This window comes from Micromonospora sp. URMC 105 (assembly GCF_051386295.1).
Taxonomy (GTDB): Bacteria; Actinomycetota; Actinomycetes; order Mycobacteriales; family Micromonosporaceae; genus Micromonospora.
Genome location: NZ_JBPQTL010000029.1, coordinates 21,392 through 38,812 on the forward strand (window position 1 = coordinate 21,392; position 17,421 = coordinate 38,812).

Sequence of the window (17,421 nt, forward strand, 5' to 3'; positions counted from 1 at the left end):
TTTGCGAGCCCCGCAGTCGCGATCGCAGGAGGCGCAGTGAGCGCGAGGAGTGAGCCGGGTTTGCGAGCCCCGCAGTCGCGATCGCAGGAGGCACAGTGACGACGTACCCGTTCAGCGCGGTGCTGGGCATGGACGACATGCGGCTGGCCCTGCTGCTCAACGCCGTCTCCCCGGCCATCGGCGGGGTGCTGGTGCGGGGCGAGAAGGGCACCGCCAAGTCCACCGCCGTCCGGGCGCTCGCCGCGTTGCTGCCCCCGGTCGACCGGGTCGCCGGCTGCCGCTTCGCCTGCGACCCGGCCGCCGCCGACCCGGCCTGCCCGGACGGGCCGCACCCGGCCGCACCGGCGGCCGAGCGCCGCCCGGCCCGCCTGGTCGAGCTGCCGGTCGGCGCCGCCGAGGACCGGGTGGTCGGCTCGCTCGACCTGGAGAAGGCCCTCGGCGAGGGGGTACGCGCCTTCGAGCCCGGCCTGCTCGCCGCCGCCCACCGCGGCGTGCTCTACGTCGACGAGGTGAACCTGCTCCACGACCACCTGGTCGACCTGCTGCTCGACGCCGCCGCGATGGGCCGCTGCCACGTCGAGCGGGAGGGCGTCTCGGTCAGCCACGCCGCCCGGTTCCTGCTGGTCGGCACGATGAACCCGGAGGAGGGGGAGCTGCGCCCGCAGCTGCTCGACCGGTTCGGGCTCACCGTCGCCGTCGGGGCCAGCCGCGACCCGGCCGTCCGCGTGGAGGTGGTCCGCCGCCGGCTGGCCGCCGACGCCGACCCGGCCGGGTTCGCCGCCCGGTGGGCCGACGCCGACGCCGAGATCGCCCGCCGGGTCGCCGCCGCCCGGCGGCGGCTGGACCGGGTGCTGCTGCCCGACGCCGCGCTGCGCCAGATCGCCGAAGTGTGCGCCGCGTTCGACGTGGACGGGATGCGCGCCGACATCGTCACCGCCCGTACCGCGCTGGCGCACGCCGCCTGGCAGGGCCGGGACCGGGTGAGCGCCGAGGACGTCCGGGTCGCCGCCCGGCTCGCGCTGCCGCACCGCCGCCGCCGCGACCCGTTCGACAGCCCGGACCTGGACGAGAAGCGCCTGGACGAGGCGTTGCGGCGGGCCCAGGACGAGCACCCCGACGACGACCCGCCCGGCGGCGGCCCCGGCCCCGACGGCGACCCCGACGGCGGCGGCCCGGGCCCCGGTCCGGGCGGCCCCGGTCAGCCCGGTACCGGTCCGGGGGCTCCCGGCGACGGTGCGGACGGACCCGGTGCCGGTTCGGACGGGGGCGACGGCGGGACCGGGCGTCCGACGGGACGCGCCGACGGGCTCGGTGACCAGGACCCGGACGCCGGCCCGCCGGAGCACGGCGACGGCACCGGCGGACGGCCCGGGCCCGGCGACGAGGACCCGTCCGCCGACGCCACCTGGCCGGCCGCCGCCGAACCGGGCGAGAACGGCGGCCGGCCCGGTGCCGGGCGGCCGGGCGGCGACGACGGGTCGACCGGTACCCGGCCGGTGGCACTGCCGCGTGGCGGGCTGAAGGCCCGGCTGCTCACCGCGCCCGGCGTCGGCGAGGGCGTGCCCGGCCGGCGGTCCCGCGCCCGGACCGGGCGGGGCCGCACCACCGGCGCCCGGGTACCGGCCGGCCGGCCGGGCGCGCTGCACCTGCCGGCGACGGTGCGCGCCGCCGCCCCGCACCAGAGCGGCCGGGGGCGCGACGGCGGCCCGCTGCTGCTGCGCCCCGACGACCTGCGGGAGGCGGTCCGCGAGGGACGCGAGGGCAACCTCGTGCTCTTCGTGGTCGACGCCAGCGGTTCGATGGGCGCCCGGCAGCGGATGTCCGCCGTCAAGGGCGCGGTGCTCGCCCTGCTCACCGACGCCTACCAGCGCCGGGACAAGGTCGCCGTGATCGCCTTCCGGGGCGCCGGGGCGCGCACCCTGCTGCCCGCCACCTCCTCGGTGCTGGCCGCCTCGACCCGGCTGGCCGAGCTGCCCACCGGCGGGCGCACGCCGCTGGCGGAGGGGCTGCTCGCCGCCGCCGAGCTGCTGCGGGTCGAGCGGCTGCGCGACCCGAAGCGCCGCCCCCTGGTGCTGGTCGTCACCGACGGCCGGGCCACCGCCGGGGAGCGTCCGCTCGACCGGGCCGCCCGGGCCGCAGCGGTGCTCGCCGCCACCGGCGCGCCCGCCGTGGTGGTCGACTGCGAGTCCGGCCCGGTCCGGCTCGGCCTCGCCCGCCGCCTCGCCGCCCAGCTCGCCGCGGACCACCACCGCCTCGACACCGTCGCCACCGACCCGCTGCGCCGGCTCGCCACCGCTGCGGCCTGCACCTGCCGGGGCGGCACCCACCACGACTGCCCGGCCGCGGCGGCCGGACCCGCCGCCACCATGAGAAGGAGCGCCTGATGCCGCAGGGCAAGCCGTCCACCGTGCCCGCCGACGGGCTGACCACCCGGCAGCGGCGCCACCGCCCGCTGCTGGTCGTGCACACCGGACAGATGAAGGGCAAGTCCACCGCCGCGTTCGGGCTGGCGTTGCGGGCCTGGACCGCCGGGCTGCCGATCGGGGTGTTCCAGTTCGTCAAGAGCGCCAAGTGGCGGGTCGGCGAGGAGAACGCCTTCCGCGCCCTCGGCGAGGTGCACGAGCGCACCGGCCAGGGCGCCCCGGTGGCCTGGCACAAGATGGGTGAGGGCTGGTCGTGGATCCAGCGCGGCGGCGAGGCCGACCACGCCGCCGACGCCCTGGAGGGCTGGCGGCAGGTCCAGCGTGACCTGGCCGCCGAACGCTACGGCCTCTACGTGCTCGACGAGTTCACCTACCCGATGAAGTGGGGCTGGGTCGACGTCGACGAGGTCGTGGACACCCTCGCCGGCCGCCCCGGCTTCCAGCACGTCGTGATCACCGGCCGGGACGCCGACCCGCGTCTGGTCGCCGCCGCCGACCTGGTCGCCGAGCTGACCAAGGTCAAGCACCCGATGGACGCGGGCCAGAAGGGCCAGAAGGGCATCGAGTGGTGAGCCCGGACGCGCCGTGGGCCCTGCCCCGGCTGGTGGTGGCCGCCCCGGCCAGCGGGCACGGCAAGACCACCGTGGCCACCGGACTGCTCGGCGCGCTGCGCCGGCGCGGCCTGACCGTCAGCCCGCACAAGGTCGGCCCCGACTACATCGACCCCGGCTACCACGCCCTCGCCGCCGGCCGGCCCGGCCGCAACCTCGACCCCTGGCTGGTCGGCGAGGAGCGGATCGCGCCGCTGCTGCGGCACGGGGCGAGCGTCCCCACCCCCGCCGACGTGGCGATCGTCGAGGGGGTGATGGGGCTGCACGACGGCGCGGTCGGCCGCCGGTCGTACGCCTCCACCGCCCACGTCGCCCGGCTGATCGACGCGCCCGTGCTGCTGGTGCTCGACACCACCGCGCAGGGCCGCTCGGCCGCCGCGCTGGTGCTCGGCATGCGCGCCTTCGACCCGGGCGTGCGTATCGGCGGGGTGGTGCTGAACCGGGTCGGTTCGCCCCGGCACGAGACCCTGCTGCGCGACGCCCTCGCCGAGGTGGGCGTACCGGTGCTCGGGGCGGTCACCCGGGCCGCCGAGGTGGCCGCGCCGTCGCGGCACCTCGGGCTGGTGCCGGTCGCCGAACGGGCCCCCGAATCCCTCGCCGTCGTCGACGCCCTCGCCGAGCTGGTCGAGTCCACCGTGGACCTCGACGCGGTGCTGCACCTCGCCCGGACCGCCCCGCCGCTGACCGCCGCGGCCTGGGACCCGGCCGTCGCCGTCGGCGGCCCCGCCGGTGGGCAGCGTCCGGTCGTCGCGGTCGCCGGGGGCCCGGCCTTCACCTTCTCGTACGCCGAGACCACCGAGCTGCTCGCCGCGGCCGGCGCCACCGTGGTCCGCTTCGACCCGCTGTGCGACCCCGCCCTGCCCACCGGCACCCGTGCCGTGGTCGTCGGCGGCGGCTTCCCCGAGGTGCACGTCGAGGCCCTCGCCGCCAATGCCGCGCTCCGCGCCGAACTGGCCGGCTTCGACGGGCCGGTCGTCGCCGAGTGCGCCGGCCTGCTCTACCTCGGGCGCTCCCTCGACGGGGTGCCGATGTCCGGGCGGCTGCCGCACACCGCCCGGATGACCGGGAAGCTCACCCTTGGCTACCGGGAGGCCGTCGCCGCGGCCGACTCCCCGCCGCACCCGGCCGGCGAGCCGGTACGCGGCCACGAGTTCCACCGCACCGCCACCGACCCGGGCCACGGGGACCGGCCGGCGTGGCACTTCGACGGCGGCCGGCACGGCTTCGTCGACGGCCGCGTGCACGCCTCCTACCTGCACACCCACTGGGCCGGCCACCCGTCGGCGGCCCGCCGTCTCGTCGAGGCGGCCGCCCGGTGAGGGCGCCCACGCTGACCGGGGTGGGCGTCGGCCCCGGCGACCCGGAACTGCTCACCCTGAAGGCGGTGCGGGTGCTGCGCGAGGCCGACCTGGTGGTCGTACCCGTGCTGGACCGGCTGGCCGCGGACGGCGACACGCCCCCCGGCCGGGCCGAGACGACCGTGCGCGCGCACGTCGACGCGGACCGGCTGCGCCGGCTGCCGTTCGCCCTGGACGACCGGGGCGGGGTGACCGCCCGCCGCGAGCGGGCCTGGGACGCCGCCGCCCGGGCCGTGGTGGCCGCCCTCGACGACGGCGCCGCCTCGATCGCCTTCGCCACCATCGGCGACCCGAACGTGTACTCCACCTTCGGCTACCTCGCGCAGGGCGTCCGTGCGCTGCGCCCCGCCGTCGAGGTGCGCACCGTGCCCGGGGTCACCGCGATGCAGGAGCTGGCCGCGCGCAGCGGCGTGCCGCTCTGCGAGGGCCGCGAACCGCTGACCCTGCTGCCGGCCACCGCCGGGCGGGCGCTCCTGGCCGACGCGCTGGCCGGCCCGGGCACCGTCGTCGTCTACAAGGGCTGGCGGCGCCATCCCGAGCTGGTCGACGAGCTGCGCCGGCACGACCGGCTCACCGACGCCGTGCTCGGCCGGTCCCTCGGCCTGCCCGGGGAGCGGATCGGGCCGGTCGACGCGACCGGCGACGACCTGCCGTACCTGTCGACACTGCTGGTCCCGGCCCGCCGGGACCGCCGGGGAGGAAAACTGTGACCAGCACCGGAAAGGTGTGGTTCGTCGGGGCCGGACCCGGCGCGGCCGACCTGCTCACCCTCCGCGCCGCCCGGGTGATCGGCGCGGCCGACGTGGTGATCTGGGCGGCCAGCCTGGTACACACCGACGTCCTCGCCCACGCCCGCGCCGACGCCGAGATCGTGGACTCCTCGCAACTCCCCATCGAGGGGGTGCTGCCGCTGTACCGGCGGGCCGCCGCCGAGGGCCTGACCGTGGCCCGGATCCACTCCGGCGACCCGGCGCTCTGGGGCGCGGTGCAGGAGCAGCTCGACCTGTGCCGGGCGCTCGACCTGGCCGTCGAGATCGTGCCCGGGGTGTCCTCGTTCACCGCCGTGGCGGCGATCGTCGGCCGGGAGCTGACCATCCCCGAGGTGGCCCAGTCGGTGATCCTCACCCGACTCGAGGGCGGCAAGACGCCGATGCCGGCGGGGGAGCGGGTCCGCGAGTTCGCCCGGCACGGCACCACGATGGCGCTCTTCCTCTCCGCCGCCCGCTCCGGGCAGGCCCAGGCCGAGCTGCTCGCCGGGGGCTACCCGCCGGAGACCCCGGTCGTGGTGGCGTACCAGGCGACCTGGCCGGACGAGCTGGTGGTGCACTGCGCGCTGGCCGACCTGGAGGCCACCGTCAAGGAGCACCGGCTCTGGAAGCACACCCTCTTCCTGGTCGGCCCGGCGCTCGCCGCCACCGGCACCCGATCGCACCTCTACCACCCGGGGCACTTCCACACCTTCCGCCGGGCCGAGCCGGCCGCCCGCGCCGAGCTGCGCCGCGCCCGCGCCGCCGGGTCGGGGGACGGCCTCCGGTGACGTACGCCGAGCCGCCGCTGCGCGAGCCGGACCTGCCGCGTACCGCGAAGGTCCGGCCCACCGCGCTGCGCACCGGCTGGACCACCGGCGCTTGCGCGACGGCGGCGGCGAAGGCCGCGGTGACCGCGCTGGTCACCGGCGTGCCGCAGCCGGAGGTGGAGATCGGGCTGCCCGACGGCCGGCGGGTGAGCTTCCCCGTCGCCCGGTGCGACCTGACCCCGGCGCCCGACCCGCGGGCCGAGGCCGTGGTGATCAAGGACGCCGGCGACGACCCCGACGTCACCCACGGCGCGCACCTCACCGCCACCGTCGGCTGGCGCGCCGAGCCCGGCCTGGACCTCGCCGGCGGCCCCGGCGTCGGCACCGTCACCAAGCCCGGGCTCGGCCTGGCCGTCGGCGGGCCGGCGATCAACGACACCCCGCGCCGGATGATCGGCCAGGCCGTGGCCGAGGTGGTCGACCTGACCGAGGTGGGCGTCCGGGTGGTGGTCAGCGTGCCGGGCGGCGAGGTGATGGCCCGCAAGACCACCAACCGGCGGCTCGGCATCCTCGGCGGCATCTCCATCCTCGGCACCACCGGGATCGTCCGGCCCTTCTCCACCGCCTCCTGGCGGGCCAGCGTGGTGCAGGCGGTGCACGTGATGGCCGCCCAGGGCGAGTCCACCGTGGTGCTCTGCACCGGGGGGCGTACCGAGCGGGCCGCCCGCAACCTGCTGCCGGAGCTGCCCGAGGTGTGCTTCGTCGAGGTCGGCGACTTCACCGGGGCCGCGATCACCGCCGCCGTCGGTGACGGGATGACCGGCGTGGTCTTCGTCGGGATGGCCGGCAAGCTGGCCAAGCTCGCCGCCGGCATCCTGATGACCCACTACACCCGCTCCAAGGTGGACCTGTCGCTGCTCGGCGCGATCACCGCCGAGGCCGGCGGCGACGCCGACCTGGTCGCGGCGGTCACCGCGGCGAACACCGGCCGGCACGCGTACGAGCTGTGGGAGGCCGCCGGCCTGCTCGGTCCCGCCGGGGACCTGCTCTGCCAGCGGGTACGCCAGGTGCTGCTCCGCTTCGCCGATCGGCCGGTCACCGTCGACGTGGCCATGGTCGACTTCGCCGGCTCCCGGGTCGTCGCCTCCTCGGGGCGGTGGGCGGCGTGAGCGCCGGCGCGGCCGTGACCGTGGTGGGGATCGACGCCGCCGGTCGGCCGGCGCACCCCGGGCTGGCCGAGGCGCTGGCCACGGCCGGGCTGGTGGTCGGGGCGGCCCGGCACCTCGCCGCCGTGCCGGTGCGGCCCGGGTGCGTCACCGTCGCACTCGGGCCACTGGCCCCCGCGCTGGACGCGCTCCGCGCCGCCGTCGCCGCCGGCCACCGGGCCGTCGTGCTGGCCAGCGGCGATCCCGGCTTCTTCGGCATCGTCCGGCGGCTGCGGGCGGCCGGGCTGCCGCTGCGGGTGCTGCCCGCGGTCTCCAGCGTCGCCGCCGCGTTCGCCCGCGCCGGGCTGCCCTGGGACGGCGCCGCCGTGGTCACCGCCCACGGGCGCGACCCGCGGCCGGCGCTCAACGCCTGCCGCGCGCTGCCGGCCGTCGCGGTGCTCACCGCGCCCGGCGCCGGAGCGGCCGAACTCGGCGCGGGTCTGGTGGGCTGGCCCCGCCGGCTGGTGGTGGCCGAGCTGCTCGGCACGCCCGACGAGCGGATCACCTGGACCACTCCCGAGGACGCCGCCGGCCGCCGCTGGGTCGACCCGCACGTCCTGCTCAGCCTCGCCCCGGCCGCGGCCGGCCCGACCGGCGGTGGACGGCTCGCCGACGCCGCCGATCTCGCCGATGTCGCCGGCGGTACCGCCGCTGCCGGCGAGGTCACCGGGGTGGGGCCGGTGCGGGCGGACGACCAGCCGGCCGCCGCGCCGGCCGGCGGGTGGGCGCTGCCCGAGTCCGCGTACGCCCACCGCGACTCGATGATCACCAAGGCGGAGGTACGCGCCCTCGCGGTGGCCCGGCTGCGTCCCCGGCTCGGCCGGCTGATCTGGGACGTGGGCGCCGGCAGCGGCTCGGTGGGCATCGAGTGTGCGCTGCTCGGCGCGGCCGTGGTCGCGGTGGAGCGCGACCCGGAGGCGCCGGTGCGGGACAACGCCGCCCGGCACGGCGTCGACGTCCGGCTGGTGACCGGCTCCGCCCCGGAGGCGCTGCGCGGGCTGCCCGACCCGGATGCCGTCTTCGTCGGCGGCGGCGGCACCGACGTGCTCGCCGCGGTGGCCGAGCGCCGGCCGGACCGGGTGGTGGCCGCCCTCGCGGCGCTGGACCGGGTCGCCCCCGCCGTGCACCTGCTGCGCGCCGTCGGCTACGCGGTCGAGGGCAGCCAGCTCGCCGCCGCCCGCCTCGCCGACCTGCCCGGCGGCTCGCTGCGCCTGGCCGCCGCCAACCCGGTGGTCGTCCTCACCGGGGAGCGCCGGTGACCACGCCACCCACCCACCACACCGGACCCTCGCGGGGAGCGCACGTGCACCAGACCGCACCACCCGACACCATTCCGACCGGCCCCGCCGCCGTGCCCGGCCAGGCCGGGGCCACGACCGGTGCGGCCCTCGCGCCCGCGACCGGTCCCGCCACCGTCGGGCTGGTCGCCGCGACCGCCGCGGGCCGGCGGCACGCCCGTACCCTCGCCGAGGCCTGGCCGCACGCCCGGGAGGTCCCGGGGGAGACGGTCGCCGACGCGCTGCGCAGCGCCTGGGCGGAGTGCGACGCGGTGGTGGCGTTCCTCGCCACCGGGGCGGTGGTCCGGATCCTCGCGCCGCTGCTCGGCGACAAGCGCACCGATCCGGCCGTGGTGGTCGTCGACGAGGCGGCCCGGCACGCGGTCGCCCTGCTCGGCGGGCACGCCGGGGGCGCCAACGCCCTCGCCGCCGACGTGGCCGCGCTGCTCGACGCGCGGCCGGTGGTCACCACCGCCACCGACGCGGTCGGTCTGCCCGGCCTGGACACGCTCGGCTGGCCCGTCGAGGGGGCGGTGGCCGCCGTCTCCCGGGCCGTCCTCGACGGCGAGCCGGTCCGCCTCGACGCCGACACCACCTGGCCGCTGCCGGCGCTGCCCGGCAACGTGCGCGCCGACGCGCCGGACGCCGGGTACCGGCTGCTGGTCACCGACCGGGTCGTGCCGCTGGACGGGCGGACCGCCGTGCTGCGCCCGCCGTCCCTGGTGGCCGGCATCGGCTCCAGCCGGGGCGTGGCCGCCGCCGAGGTGGCCGGGCTGCTGCGCCGGGCGCTCGCCGACGCCGGGCTGGCCCCGGCCAGCCTGCGCTGCCTGGCCAGCGTGGACCTCAAGGCCGACGAGGCGGGCATCGTGGACACCGCCCGCGCGCTCGGCGTACCCCTGGTGACCTGGCCGGCGGCGGAGCTGGCGACGGTCGACGTGCCGCACCCCAGCGAGGTGGTCCGCGCCGCCGTCGGCACCCCCAGCGTCGCGGAGGCCGCCGCGCTGCGCGGCGGCGACGCCACCCTGCTGGTGCCGAAGACCGCCTCGGCGATGGCCACCGTCGCCGTCGCCCGGCACGCCCCGCGCGGCCGGCTGGCCGTCGTCGGGCTCGGCCCCGGCGCGGCCGACCTGCGGACCCCGCGCGCGGCGGCCGAGCTGCGCCGGGCCGCCGTGGTCGTCGGCCTCGACCAGTACGTCGCCCAGGTCCGCGACCTGCTCCGGCCCGGTACCCGGGTGCTCGCCAGCGGGCTCGGCGCGGAGGAGGAACGGGCGCGCGCCGCCGTCGCGGAGGCCACCGCCGGGCACGCGGTCGCGCTGATCGGCTCCGGCGACGCCGGGGTGTACGCGATGGCCAGCCCCGCCCTGGAGTACGCCGACACGCGCATCGACGTGGTGGGCGTGCCCGGGGTGACCGCCGGGCTGGCCGCCTCGGCGCTGCTCGGCGCGCCGCTCGGGCACGACCACGTCTACCTGAGCCTGTCGGACCTGCACACCCCGTGGGAGGTCATCGTCCGGCGGGTCACCGCCGCCGCCGAGGCGGACCTGGTCACGCTGCTCTACAACCCGCGCAGCCGGGCCCGGGACTGGCAGCTGGGCGCGGCGCTGGAGCTGCTCGCCGCGCACCGTCCGCCGGACACCCCGGTCGGCGTGGTGCGCAACGCCAGCCGGGACGGCGAACGCGTGCACCTGGCGACCCTGGCCACCTTCGACCCGGCCGTGGTCGACATGTACAGCGTGGTGGTCGTCGGCAGCACCCAAACCCGGCTGGTCGCCGGCCGGATGGTCACGCCCCGGGGGTACCGGTGGCGGCGGTGACCATCGGCGCCTGCCAGGGCTGCGGCGCCTGCCTGCTCACCTGCCCGACGCACGCCATCCGGCCCACACCCGGCGGCCTCACCGTCCGCGAGGACCGCTGCACCGGCTGCCTGGAGTGCCTGGAGATCTGCCCGGTGGACGCCATCCGTGCCACCGCCGAACCCCGAGGAGAACGATGACAACGACCCCGACCGCCGCCCCGCCCGTCGGCCGGTGGAGCCGTGCCGAGCGGGTACGCCTCGGCGGCGTGGTGGCCGCCGTCGCCGCCCTGCACGTCGCCGGGTGGAGCCTCTACCTGTACTGGAACGACCAGCCGGCGGCGGCCGGCGGGCTGGCCGGCGCGGGTGCCCTGGCCTACCTGCTCGGCGTGCGGCACGCCTTCGACGCCGACCACATCGCCGCCATCGACGACACCACCCGGCTGATGCTGCTGCGCGGCCGCCGGGCGGTCGGCGTCGGCTTCTTCTTCGCCCTCGGGCACAGCGCGGTGGTGCTGCTGCTCGCCCTGGTGATCGGGCTCGCCTCCGCCACCATGACCGACGGTGGCCTGGCCGGGGTACGCGAGGTCGGCGCGGTGGTCGCGGCGGCCACCGCCACCGCGTTCCTGCTGCTGGTGGCGGGGCTCAACGCGGCGGTGCTGGCCGGGATGGCGAAGCTGTGGCGGCGGCTGCGCGCCGGCACGCTCGACGAGTCCGAGCTGGACCTGCTGCTGCTCAACCGGGGCCTGATGCACCGGATCCTCGGCACCCGGGCCCGGTCGCTGGTCCGCTCCTCCTGGCACATGGCGCCGGTGGGCTTCCTCTTCGGGCTGGGCCTGGAGACCGCCAGCGAGGTCACCCTGCTGTCGCTGTCGGCGAGCACCGCCGCCGGCGGTGGGCTGCCGGTGCTGGCCCTGCTCACCCTGCCGTTGCTCTTCGCCGCCGGGATGTCCGCCATGGACACCGCCGACAGCCTGCTGATGGCCCGCGCCTACTCGTGGGCGTACCGGCACCCCGCCCGGCGGCTCTGGTACAACCTGGCCACGACCGGGATGACGGTGCTGGTCGGCGCGCTGGTCGCCAGCGTCTACGGGGCCAGCCTGCTGGTCGACCACCTCGGCCTGACCGCGCTCTCCGGGTACGCCGCGCTCGGCGACCACTTCGAGCAGCTCGGCTACGCGGTGGTGGTGCTCTTCGCGCTGGCCTGGGGCGGCGCCGTGGTGCTGTGGAAGCTGCGCGGCCACGACCGGCGCTACGGCGGCGCGGCCGGGGACCGCCCGTGACCCGCATGGTGCACCCGATCGAGCAGGAGTCGTACCGGATCCTGCGGGACCGCGTCGACCTGCGCCACCTGCCGCCGCTGAGCCGGGCGGTCACCGAGCGGGTGGTGCACGCCAGCGCCGACCTGGCCTACGTCACCGAGCTGGTCTGCGACGAGGCGGCGCTGGCGGGCGGGCTGGCCGCGCTGCGCGCCGGCGCCCCGATCGTGGCCGACGTCTGGATGGTCGCCGCCGGGATCACCCGGGCCGGCCGGGAGATCGTCTGCCCGGTCGCCGAGCCGGCCGCCGCCGAGCTGGCCCGCGACACCGGGCTGACCCGCTCGGCGGCGGCGGTCCGCATCGCCCTGGACCGGGTCGGGCCGGGCGCGGTCTGGGTGGTCGGCTGCGCGCCGACCGCGCTGGCGGAGCTGATCACTCTCGACGCGGCGCCGGCCCTGGTGGTCGGGCTGCCGGTCGGTTTCGTCGGGGCCGCCGAGAGCAAGGCGGCGCTGCGGGCCAGCGGCCTGCCCGCCGTGTCCAACGTCGGCGAGAAGGGCGGCTCGGCGGTCGCCGCCGCCGCCCTCAACGCCCTGCTGTACCAGGAGGAGACACCATGACCGCGCTGGTCATCGTCGGGCACGGCACGCGCAGCGCGGCCGGGGTCGACCAGTTCACCGCCCTCGTCGACCGGGTCCGGCAGCGCGCCGCCGGCCGGGTCGGCGACGTCGAGGGTGGCTTCATCGAGCTGTCCCGCCCGCCGCTGACCGACGCGGTCGGCGCGCTGGCCGGCCGGGGACACCGGTCGCTGGTGGCGCTGCCGCTGGTGCTCACCGCCGCCGGGCACGGCAAGGGCGACATCCCCGCCGCGATGGCCCGCGAGCAGGAACGCCACCCCGGGCTGACCTACCGCTACGGGCGGCCGCTCGGGCCGCACCCGCTGCTGCACACCGCCCTCGAGGAGCGGATCGACGCCGCCCTCGGCGGGGACGACCGGGCCGGCACCTGGGTGGCGTTGATCGGCCGCGGCTCCACCGACCCGGACGCCAACGCCGAGGTGGCCAAGGTGGCCCGGCTGCTGTGGGAGGGGCGCGGCTACGCCGGGGTCGAACCGGGCTTCATCTCGCTGGCCGAGCCGTCCGTGCCGGCGGTGCTGGAACGGCTGCGCCGTCTCGGCGCCCGGCGGATCGTGGTCGCACCGTACTTTCTCTTCGCCGGGGTGCTGCCGGACCGGATCGTCGCCCGGTCGGCCGAGTTCGCCGCCGCCCATCCCGAGCTGGACGTGCGGGTGGCCGACCTGATCGGCGACTGCGACGCGCTGGCCGACCTGGTCCTGGAGCGGCACGCCGAGGCGCTGCGCGGCGACATCCGGATGAACTGCGACACCTGCGCGTACCGGGTGCTGATGCCGGGCTTCGCCGACAAGGTGGGCCGGCCGCAGACCCCGCACGACCACCCCGACGACCCGGTGGGCGGCCACCACCACCACGACGGGCACCACCACCATCACCACCACGGTCAGGACCCCGGCCTGCGCCCGGGGCAGGTCGCCGTGGTGGGCGGCGGCCCCGGCCCGGACGACCTGATCACCGTACGGGGCCGGGCGCTGCTCGACGCCGCGGACGTGGTGGTGGCCGACCGGCTGGCCCCGCAGGGCCTGCTGGCCGGGCTGCGCCCGGGGGTGCTGCTGGTCGACGCGGCGAAGGTGCCACGCGGGCCGTCGATGGGGCAGGACACCATCAACGAGACCCTGATCGCGCACGCCCGGGCCGGCCGGCGGGTGGTCCGGCTCAAGGGCGGCGACCCGTACGTCTTCGGCCGGGGCCACGAGGAGGTCCAGGCCTGCGCGGCGGCCGGGGTCCAGACGGTGCTGGTGCCCGGGGTGAGCAGCGCGGTCGCCGCGCCGGCCCTTGCCGGCGTGCCTGTCACCCACCGGGGCGTCGCCCACGAGTTCACCGTCGTCTCCGGCCACCTGCCGCCCGGGCACCCGGACTCCCTGGTGGACTGGGTGGCGCTGGGCCGCGCCCGGGGCACCCTGGTGCTGCTGATGGCGGTCGACACCGTCCAGAAGATCGCGGCGGTGCTGGTCGAGCACGGCCGCCCGGCCGACACCCCGGTCCTGGTGGTGCAGGACGCCGGCCAGCCGGACCAGCGGTCGCTGTCGTCCCGGCTGGACGAGGTGGGTGACCTGGCTGCCCGGGAGGAGATCCGGCCGCCGGCCGTCTTCGTGGTCGGCCCGGTGGCGGCGCTCACCCTCGTCGGCGCCCCCACCCCCTGACCGGCGGTCGTCACGGCCTGGCGGGTTCAGGGCGGCATTGGAGGAGGGGTGTCAGCCGGCGAGTGCCTGGCCGACGGCGTGGCCGAGGGTGGCGGCGGCCAGGCCGGCGGTCACGCTGAGCAGCACGTTGGCCAGGGCGTGGCGCCGGGCGCCGGTGCGGGCCAGCCGCAGCGTCTCGTAGCCGAAGGTGGACCAGGTGGTCAGCGCGCCGCAGAAGCCGGTGCCGAGAAGGGCGGTGACGGCCGGCCCGGCGGGGACGGCGAGCAGCACGCCGAGCAGCAGCGAACCGGCCACGTTGACGGTGAGGGTGCCCCACGGCAGCAGCGAGTCGTGCCGGGCCTGCACGGCCCGGTCGGCCAGGTAACGCAGCGGCGCGCCGAGCGCCGCGCCGACGACGATGAGCAGGACGGTCACCGGGCGGCGCCCCGGTGGAGCAGCCGGGCGGCCAGCGCGTCCCCGGCCCAGACCGCCAGCAGCCCGGCGACCAGCGTCGCCGCCAGGTACGCCAGCGCGATCGGCGCAGCCCCGGCGACGACCGCCCGGTGGGCGTCCACCACGTACGCGGAGAAGGTGGTGAACCCACCGAGCACCCCGACGCCGAGGAACGGGCGGGCCAGCGGGGCGGCGTCGCGCCGGCCGAGCACCGCCATCAGCGCCCCGATCAGCAGGCACCCGGTCACGTTGACGCCGAAGGTCGACCACGGGAAGCCGGTGGGCGGGTGCGGCAGCGCCGCCTGGATGCCCGCCCGGGCCAGCGCGCCGAGCACCCCGCCGGCGGCGATCGCGCCGAGCACGGCGGCCGGGTGGGCGCCCAGTTCGCGCCGGTCGGCGGGTACGCGCAGGTCGACGTCGGGGTCGATGCGCCGAGGTGCGGACACTGTCCTCCTAGGTACCCGGACACGGGCCGGGACCGTGGGCGTACCCGGCGTGGCCGGTGCCGGTCGGGGCCGGGGCGGCAGGCCCCCGCCGGCGCCGCCCGCGAGCATATCGCCGCCGAGGCCCTGCGGCCCGGCAGTCTGCCGCGGCCCGCCCGCCACCTCGATCAGGCCGGGCCAAGCTCGGCGCGCTGCTCCGGGGGACCGGAACCTGGACCCGCAGCACCCCTGACGGCGGCGGCGGGCGGGTCGCGCAGGGGTGGGCCATCCGTCCGGGCCCGGCCGATCAGTCCGCCTCGGGCAGGGGGCGGGCGGCCAGTCCGCCGAGCAGCGCCCCTTCGATCGCGGTCAGCGTGACGACCCCGCTCCACACCTCCGGCGTCCAGCCGATCCCGTCCGCCAGGGCCAGCCCGGCCAGGTGCCCGCCCCAGACCAGCGCGGCCAGCACCGCGCCGGCGATCGGCAGCCGGAGCGGCGCGTCCGCGCCGCGTACCGCGTCAAACCGGCACAGCATCAGGTCGGCGAGGGCGGCGCCGGTGACCGCGCCGACCGCGCCCCAGGTCTGCGGCACCGGGAACTCGAACATCACCAGGGCGAAGAGCGCCACCCCGGCGACCACGGCAGTGGCCGCCCCGGGCGTCGCCCGGCGGCGGTGCGCCAGCAGGAACGGCACGACGACGACCACCGCGGTGACCAGGTACGCGTCAACGCCGAGGATCGCCGACTGCTGCGCGCCGGCCGCTCCCACCGGCTGGGTGGCGGCGGCGGTGCGGAACGCCGAGGAGTGCGCGAGCAGGATGGTGGTGGCCGTCGTGCCGAGCGCCAGTGACGCCACCCCGGTCGCCGCCCGCGCTCCGCCCTCCCCACTGGCCCACCAGGACCGCAGCGGGCTGGTGAGCAGCAGCACCGCCCCGCCGCCGAGGAGCAGATGGCTGGGGCTGAACTCGGCGTCCAGCCCGACCTCCACCCCGAGGGTCTCGTGCCAGATCATGTCGGCGAGCCCGCCGGCGGCGAAGACCGCGACGCCGATCGCGCCCACCCGGTACCCCCGGGGCCAGCCGTCGCGCCACCACCGCGGCGCGCGGTCCCGACGCCGGTATGCCAGCCAGCAGGTCCACCCCGCGCTGCCCGCGAAACCGGCGTAGAGCAGGCCGTGCCACGGCGTGAAGAAGCCCTCGATGGTCTCCAGCCGGTTGGTGTGCGCCCAGCCGTCGGCCAGTGCCCCGCCGACCAGGCACGCGCCGAGCAGGACGGCGACCAGGTCCGCCCGCCGGCTCGCCGGGGCGACCGCCGGCCGTCCGGCCGCCCGCCCGCCGATGCCCGCCGGTGCCGTGTCGGTACGCGTCATCGTCGCCGCCCTCCCGCGTCTGCCACTCCGCGCCATTCTGCCGCTTCGCTGCTTGATCGGGTGACCCGCGGATCGGCGGTCGGCGCGCTGGTCGGCCCGCCGGCGCGGGGCGTACGGTACGCAGCGTCGCCTCGGCGCGGACCCGCGCCGGTACCCGCGCGCACAGGAGGCACCGTGCAGGACCGCACCCCCTCGCCGGAGCAGCTGGAACCCGTCGAACGGGTCGGTGTCGACGAGCTGCGGGCGCTGCAACTCGACCGGCTGCGCTGGTCGCTGCGGCACGCGTACGACAACGTGCCGCACTACCGGCGGGCGTTCGAGGCGGCCGGCGTGCACCCGGACGACTGCCGGGAACTGGCCGACCTGGCCCGGTTCCCGTTCACCGGCAAGGCGGAGCTGCGGGAGAACTACCCGTTCGGGATGTTCGCCGTGCCCCGTGAACTCGTCGCCCGGCTGCACGCCTCCTCCGGCACCACCGGCCGGCCCACCGTGGTCGGCTACACCCGAGAGGACCTGCGTACCTGGGCGCGGCTGATGGCCCGCTCGATCCGCGCCTCCGGCGGGCGGCCCGGCGACCGGGTGCACGTGGCGTACGGCTACGGCCTGTTCACCGGGGGTCTGGGCGCCCACTACGGCGCCGAGGAGCTGGGTTGCACCGTCATCCCGGTCTCCGGCGGCATGACCGAGCGGCAGGTGCTGCTGATCCGCGACTTCCAGCCCGAGGTCATCATGGTGACCCCCAGCTACATGCTGGCCATCGTCGACGAGATGGAGCGGCAGGGGATCGACCCGCGCGGCACCTCGCTGCGGGTGGGCATCTTCGGCGCCGAGCCGTGGACGGAGGACATGCGCCGGGAGATGGAGCAGCGCCTCGACATGCACGCGCTGGACATCTACGGCCTGTCCGAGGTGATGGGCCCGGGGGTGGCCACCGAGTGCGTGGAGACCAAGGACGGGCTGCACCTGTGGGAGGACCACTTCTATCCCGAGATCATCGACCCGGTCACCGGCGCGGTGCTGCCCGACGGTGAGCAGGGTGAGCTGGTGCTGACCTCGCTGACCAAGGAGGCGATGCCGGTGGTCCGCTACCGCACCCGTGACCTCACCCGCCTGCTGCCGGGCACCGCCCGGCCGATGCGCCGGATCGAGAGGATCACCGGGCGGACCGACGACATGATGATCGTGCGCGGGGTGAACGTCTTCCCGACCCAGATCGAGGAGCTGATCCTGCGTACGCCCGCGCTGTCGCCGCACTTCCAGTGCGTGCTGGCCCGCGAGGGACGGCTGGACACCCTGACGGTCAGGGTGGAGCGGCGCGCCGGGGCGGGCGTCGAGGAGGCCACCCGGGCGGGCCGGGCCCTGGTCGAGCAGGTGAAGGACATCATCGGGGTCAGCGTCGGGGTCGAGGTGGTCGAGCCCGACGGGGTGGAGCGGTCGATGGGCAAGATGCGGCGGATCGTCGACCAGCGACGGGCGGGCTGA

General features: G+C 77.6%; 15 protein-coding genes and 1 pseudogene. 13 read left to right on the plus strand and 3 right to left on the minus strand.

Annotated elements, in window-relative coordinates:
- Positions 1-36: 36 nt before the first annotated feature.
- The 12 genes and pseudogenes from ACSNN7_RS12475 to cobA all read left to right on the plus strand — a co-directional run.
- Positions 37-2,297, plus strand: a pseudogene (locus tag ACSNN7_RS12475) (VWA domain-containing protein); the annotation flags it as partial.
- Positions 2,298-2,383: 86 nt separating this feature from the next.
- The gene (gene cobO, locus ACSNN7_RS12480; protein ID WP_436680900.1) at positions 2,384-2,995 is read left to right on the plus strand and encodes a cob(I)yrinic acid a,c-diamide adenosyltransferase; all 612 of its coding nucleotides are present in this window, start codon (positions 2,384-2,386) and stop codon (positions 2,993-2,995) included.
- Positions 2,992-4,353 (plus strand): cobyrinate a,c-diamide synthase, encoded by a 1,362-nt coding sequence (locus tag ACSNN7_RS12485; RefSeq protein WP_436680901.1) that lies wholly within the window; start codon positions 2,992-2,994, stop codon positions 4,351-4,353. The genes cobO and ACSNN7_RS12485 overlap by 4 nt, the downstream gene beginning before the upstream one ends.
- Positions 4,350-5,102 (plus strand): precorrin-2 C(20)-methyltransferase, encoded by a 753-nt coding sequence (gene cobI, locus ACSNN7_RS12490; protein WP_436680902.1) that lies wholly within the window; start codon positions 4,350-4,352, stop codon positions 5,100-5,102. The genes ACSNN7_RS12485 and cobI overlap by 4 nt, the downstream gene beginning before the upstream one ends.
- Positions 5,099-5,929 carry a precorrin-4 C(11)-methyltransferase gene (gene cobM, locus ACSNN7_RS12495; protein ID WP_436680903.1) on the plus strand — a complete coding sequence of 277 codons (831 nt, stop codon included), beginning with the start codon at positions 5,099-5,101 and terminating at the stop codon, positions 5,927-5,929. Before cobI ends, cobM begins: the two co-directional genes overlap by 4 nt.
- Entirely contained in the window at positions 5,926-7,077 is a 1,152-nt protein-coding gene (locus ACSNN7_RS12500; RefSeq protein ID WP_436680904.1) for a cobalt-precorrin-5B (C(1))-methyltransferase, read from the plus strand. The genes cobM and ACSNN7_RS12500 overlap by 4 nt, the downstream gene beginning before the upstream one ends.
- Positions 7,065-8,372, plus strand: coding sequence for a precorrin-6y C5,15-methyltransferase (decarboxylating) subunit CbiE (gene cbiE / locus ACSNN7_RS12505; protein WP_436680905.1), 1,308 nt, complete (start codon positions 7,065-7,067; stop codon positions 8,370-8,372). The genes ACSNN7_RS12500 and cbiE overlap by 13 nt, the downstream gene beginning before the upstream one ends.
- Before the next feature lie 161 nt (positions 8,373-8,533).
- Positions 8,534-10,204 carry a precorrin-3B C(17)-methyltransferase gene (cobJ, locus tag ACSNN7_RS12510; protein WP_436680927.1) on the plus strand — a complete coding sequence of 557 codons (1,671 nt, stop codon included), beginning with the start codon at positions 8,534-8,536 and terminating at the stop codon, positions 10,202-10,204.
- Positions 10,192-10,383 carry a 4Fe-4S binding protein gene (locus ACSNN7_RS12515; protein ID WP_154936401.1) on the plus strand — a complete coding sequence of 64 codons (192 nt, stop codon included), beginning with the start codon at positions 10,192-10,194 and terminating at the stop codon, positions 10,381-10,383. The genes cobJ and ACSNN7_RS12515 overlap by 13 nt, the downstream gene beginning before the upstream one ends.
- Complete coding sequence (locus ACSNN7_RS12520; RefSeq protein ID WP_436680906.1) at positions 10,380-11,465, plus strand: HoxN/HupN/NixA family nickel/cobalt transporter; 1,086 nt, start codon at positions 10,380-10,382, stop codon at positions 11,463-11,465. The genes ACSNN7_RS12515 and ACSNN7_RS12520 overlap by 4 nt, the downstream gene beginning before the upstream one ends.
- Positions 11,462-12,058, plus strand: a complete 597-nt coding sequence (locus tag ACSNN7_RS12525) for a precorrin-8X methylmutase (protein ID WP_436680907.1) — start codon at positions 11,462-11,464, stop codon at positions 12,056-12,058. The genes ACSNN7_RS12520 and ACSNN7_RS12525 overlap by 4 nt, the downstream gene beginning before the upstream one ends.
- The gene (cobA, locus tag ACSNN7_RS12530) at positions 12,055-13,716 is read left to right on the plus strand and encodes a uroporphyrinogen-III C-methyltransferase (RefSeq protein ID WP_436680908.1); all 1,662 of its coding nucleotides are present in this window, start codon (positions 12,055-12,057) and stop codon (positions 13,714-13,716) included. Before ACSNN7_RS12525 ends, cobA begins: the two co-directional genes overlap by 4 nt.
- 51 nt (positions 13,717-13,767) lie before the next feature.
- Here the strand turns inward: cobA and crcB are convergent, their stop codons facing one another.
- The 3 genes from crcB to ACSNN7_RS12545 all read right to left on the minus strand — a co-directional run bounded on the left by crcB (position 13,768) and on the right by ACSNN7_RS12545 (position 15,939).
- Entirely contained in the window at positions 13,768-14,130 is a 363-nt protein-coding gene (gene crcB, locus ACSNN7_RS12535; RefSeq protein ID WP_436680909.1) for a fluoride efflux transporter CrcB, read from the minus strand.
- The gene (locus tag ACSNN7_RS12540; RefSeq protein WP_436680910.1) at positions 14,127-14,594 is read right to left on the minus strand and encodes a FluC/FEX family fluoride channel; all 468 of its coding nucleotides are present in this window, start codon (positions 14,592-14,594) and stop codon (positions 14,127-14,129) included. Before ACSNN7_RS12540 ends, crcB begins: the two co-directional genes overlap by 4 nt.
- Positions 14,595-14,877: 283 nt before the next feature.
- Positions 14,878-15,939 (minus strand): hypothetical protein, encoded by a 1,062-nt coding sequence (locus ACSNN7_RS12545; RefSeq protein WP_436680911.1) that lies wholly within the window; start codon positions 15,937-15,939, stop codon positions 14,878-14,880.
- A gap of 174 nt (positions 15,940-16,113) precedes the next feature.
- Between ACSNN7_RS12545 and paaK the strand changes: the two genes are divergently transcribed.
- The gene (gene paaK, locus ACSNN7_RS12550) at positions 16,114-17,421 is read left to right on the plus strand and encodes a phenylacetate--CoA ligase PaaK (RefSeq protein WP_436680912.1); all 1,308 of its coding nucleotides are present in this window, start codon (positions 16,114-16,116) and stop codon (positions 17,419-17,421) included.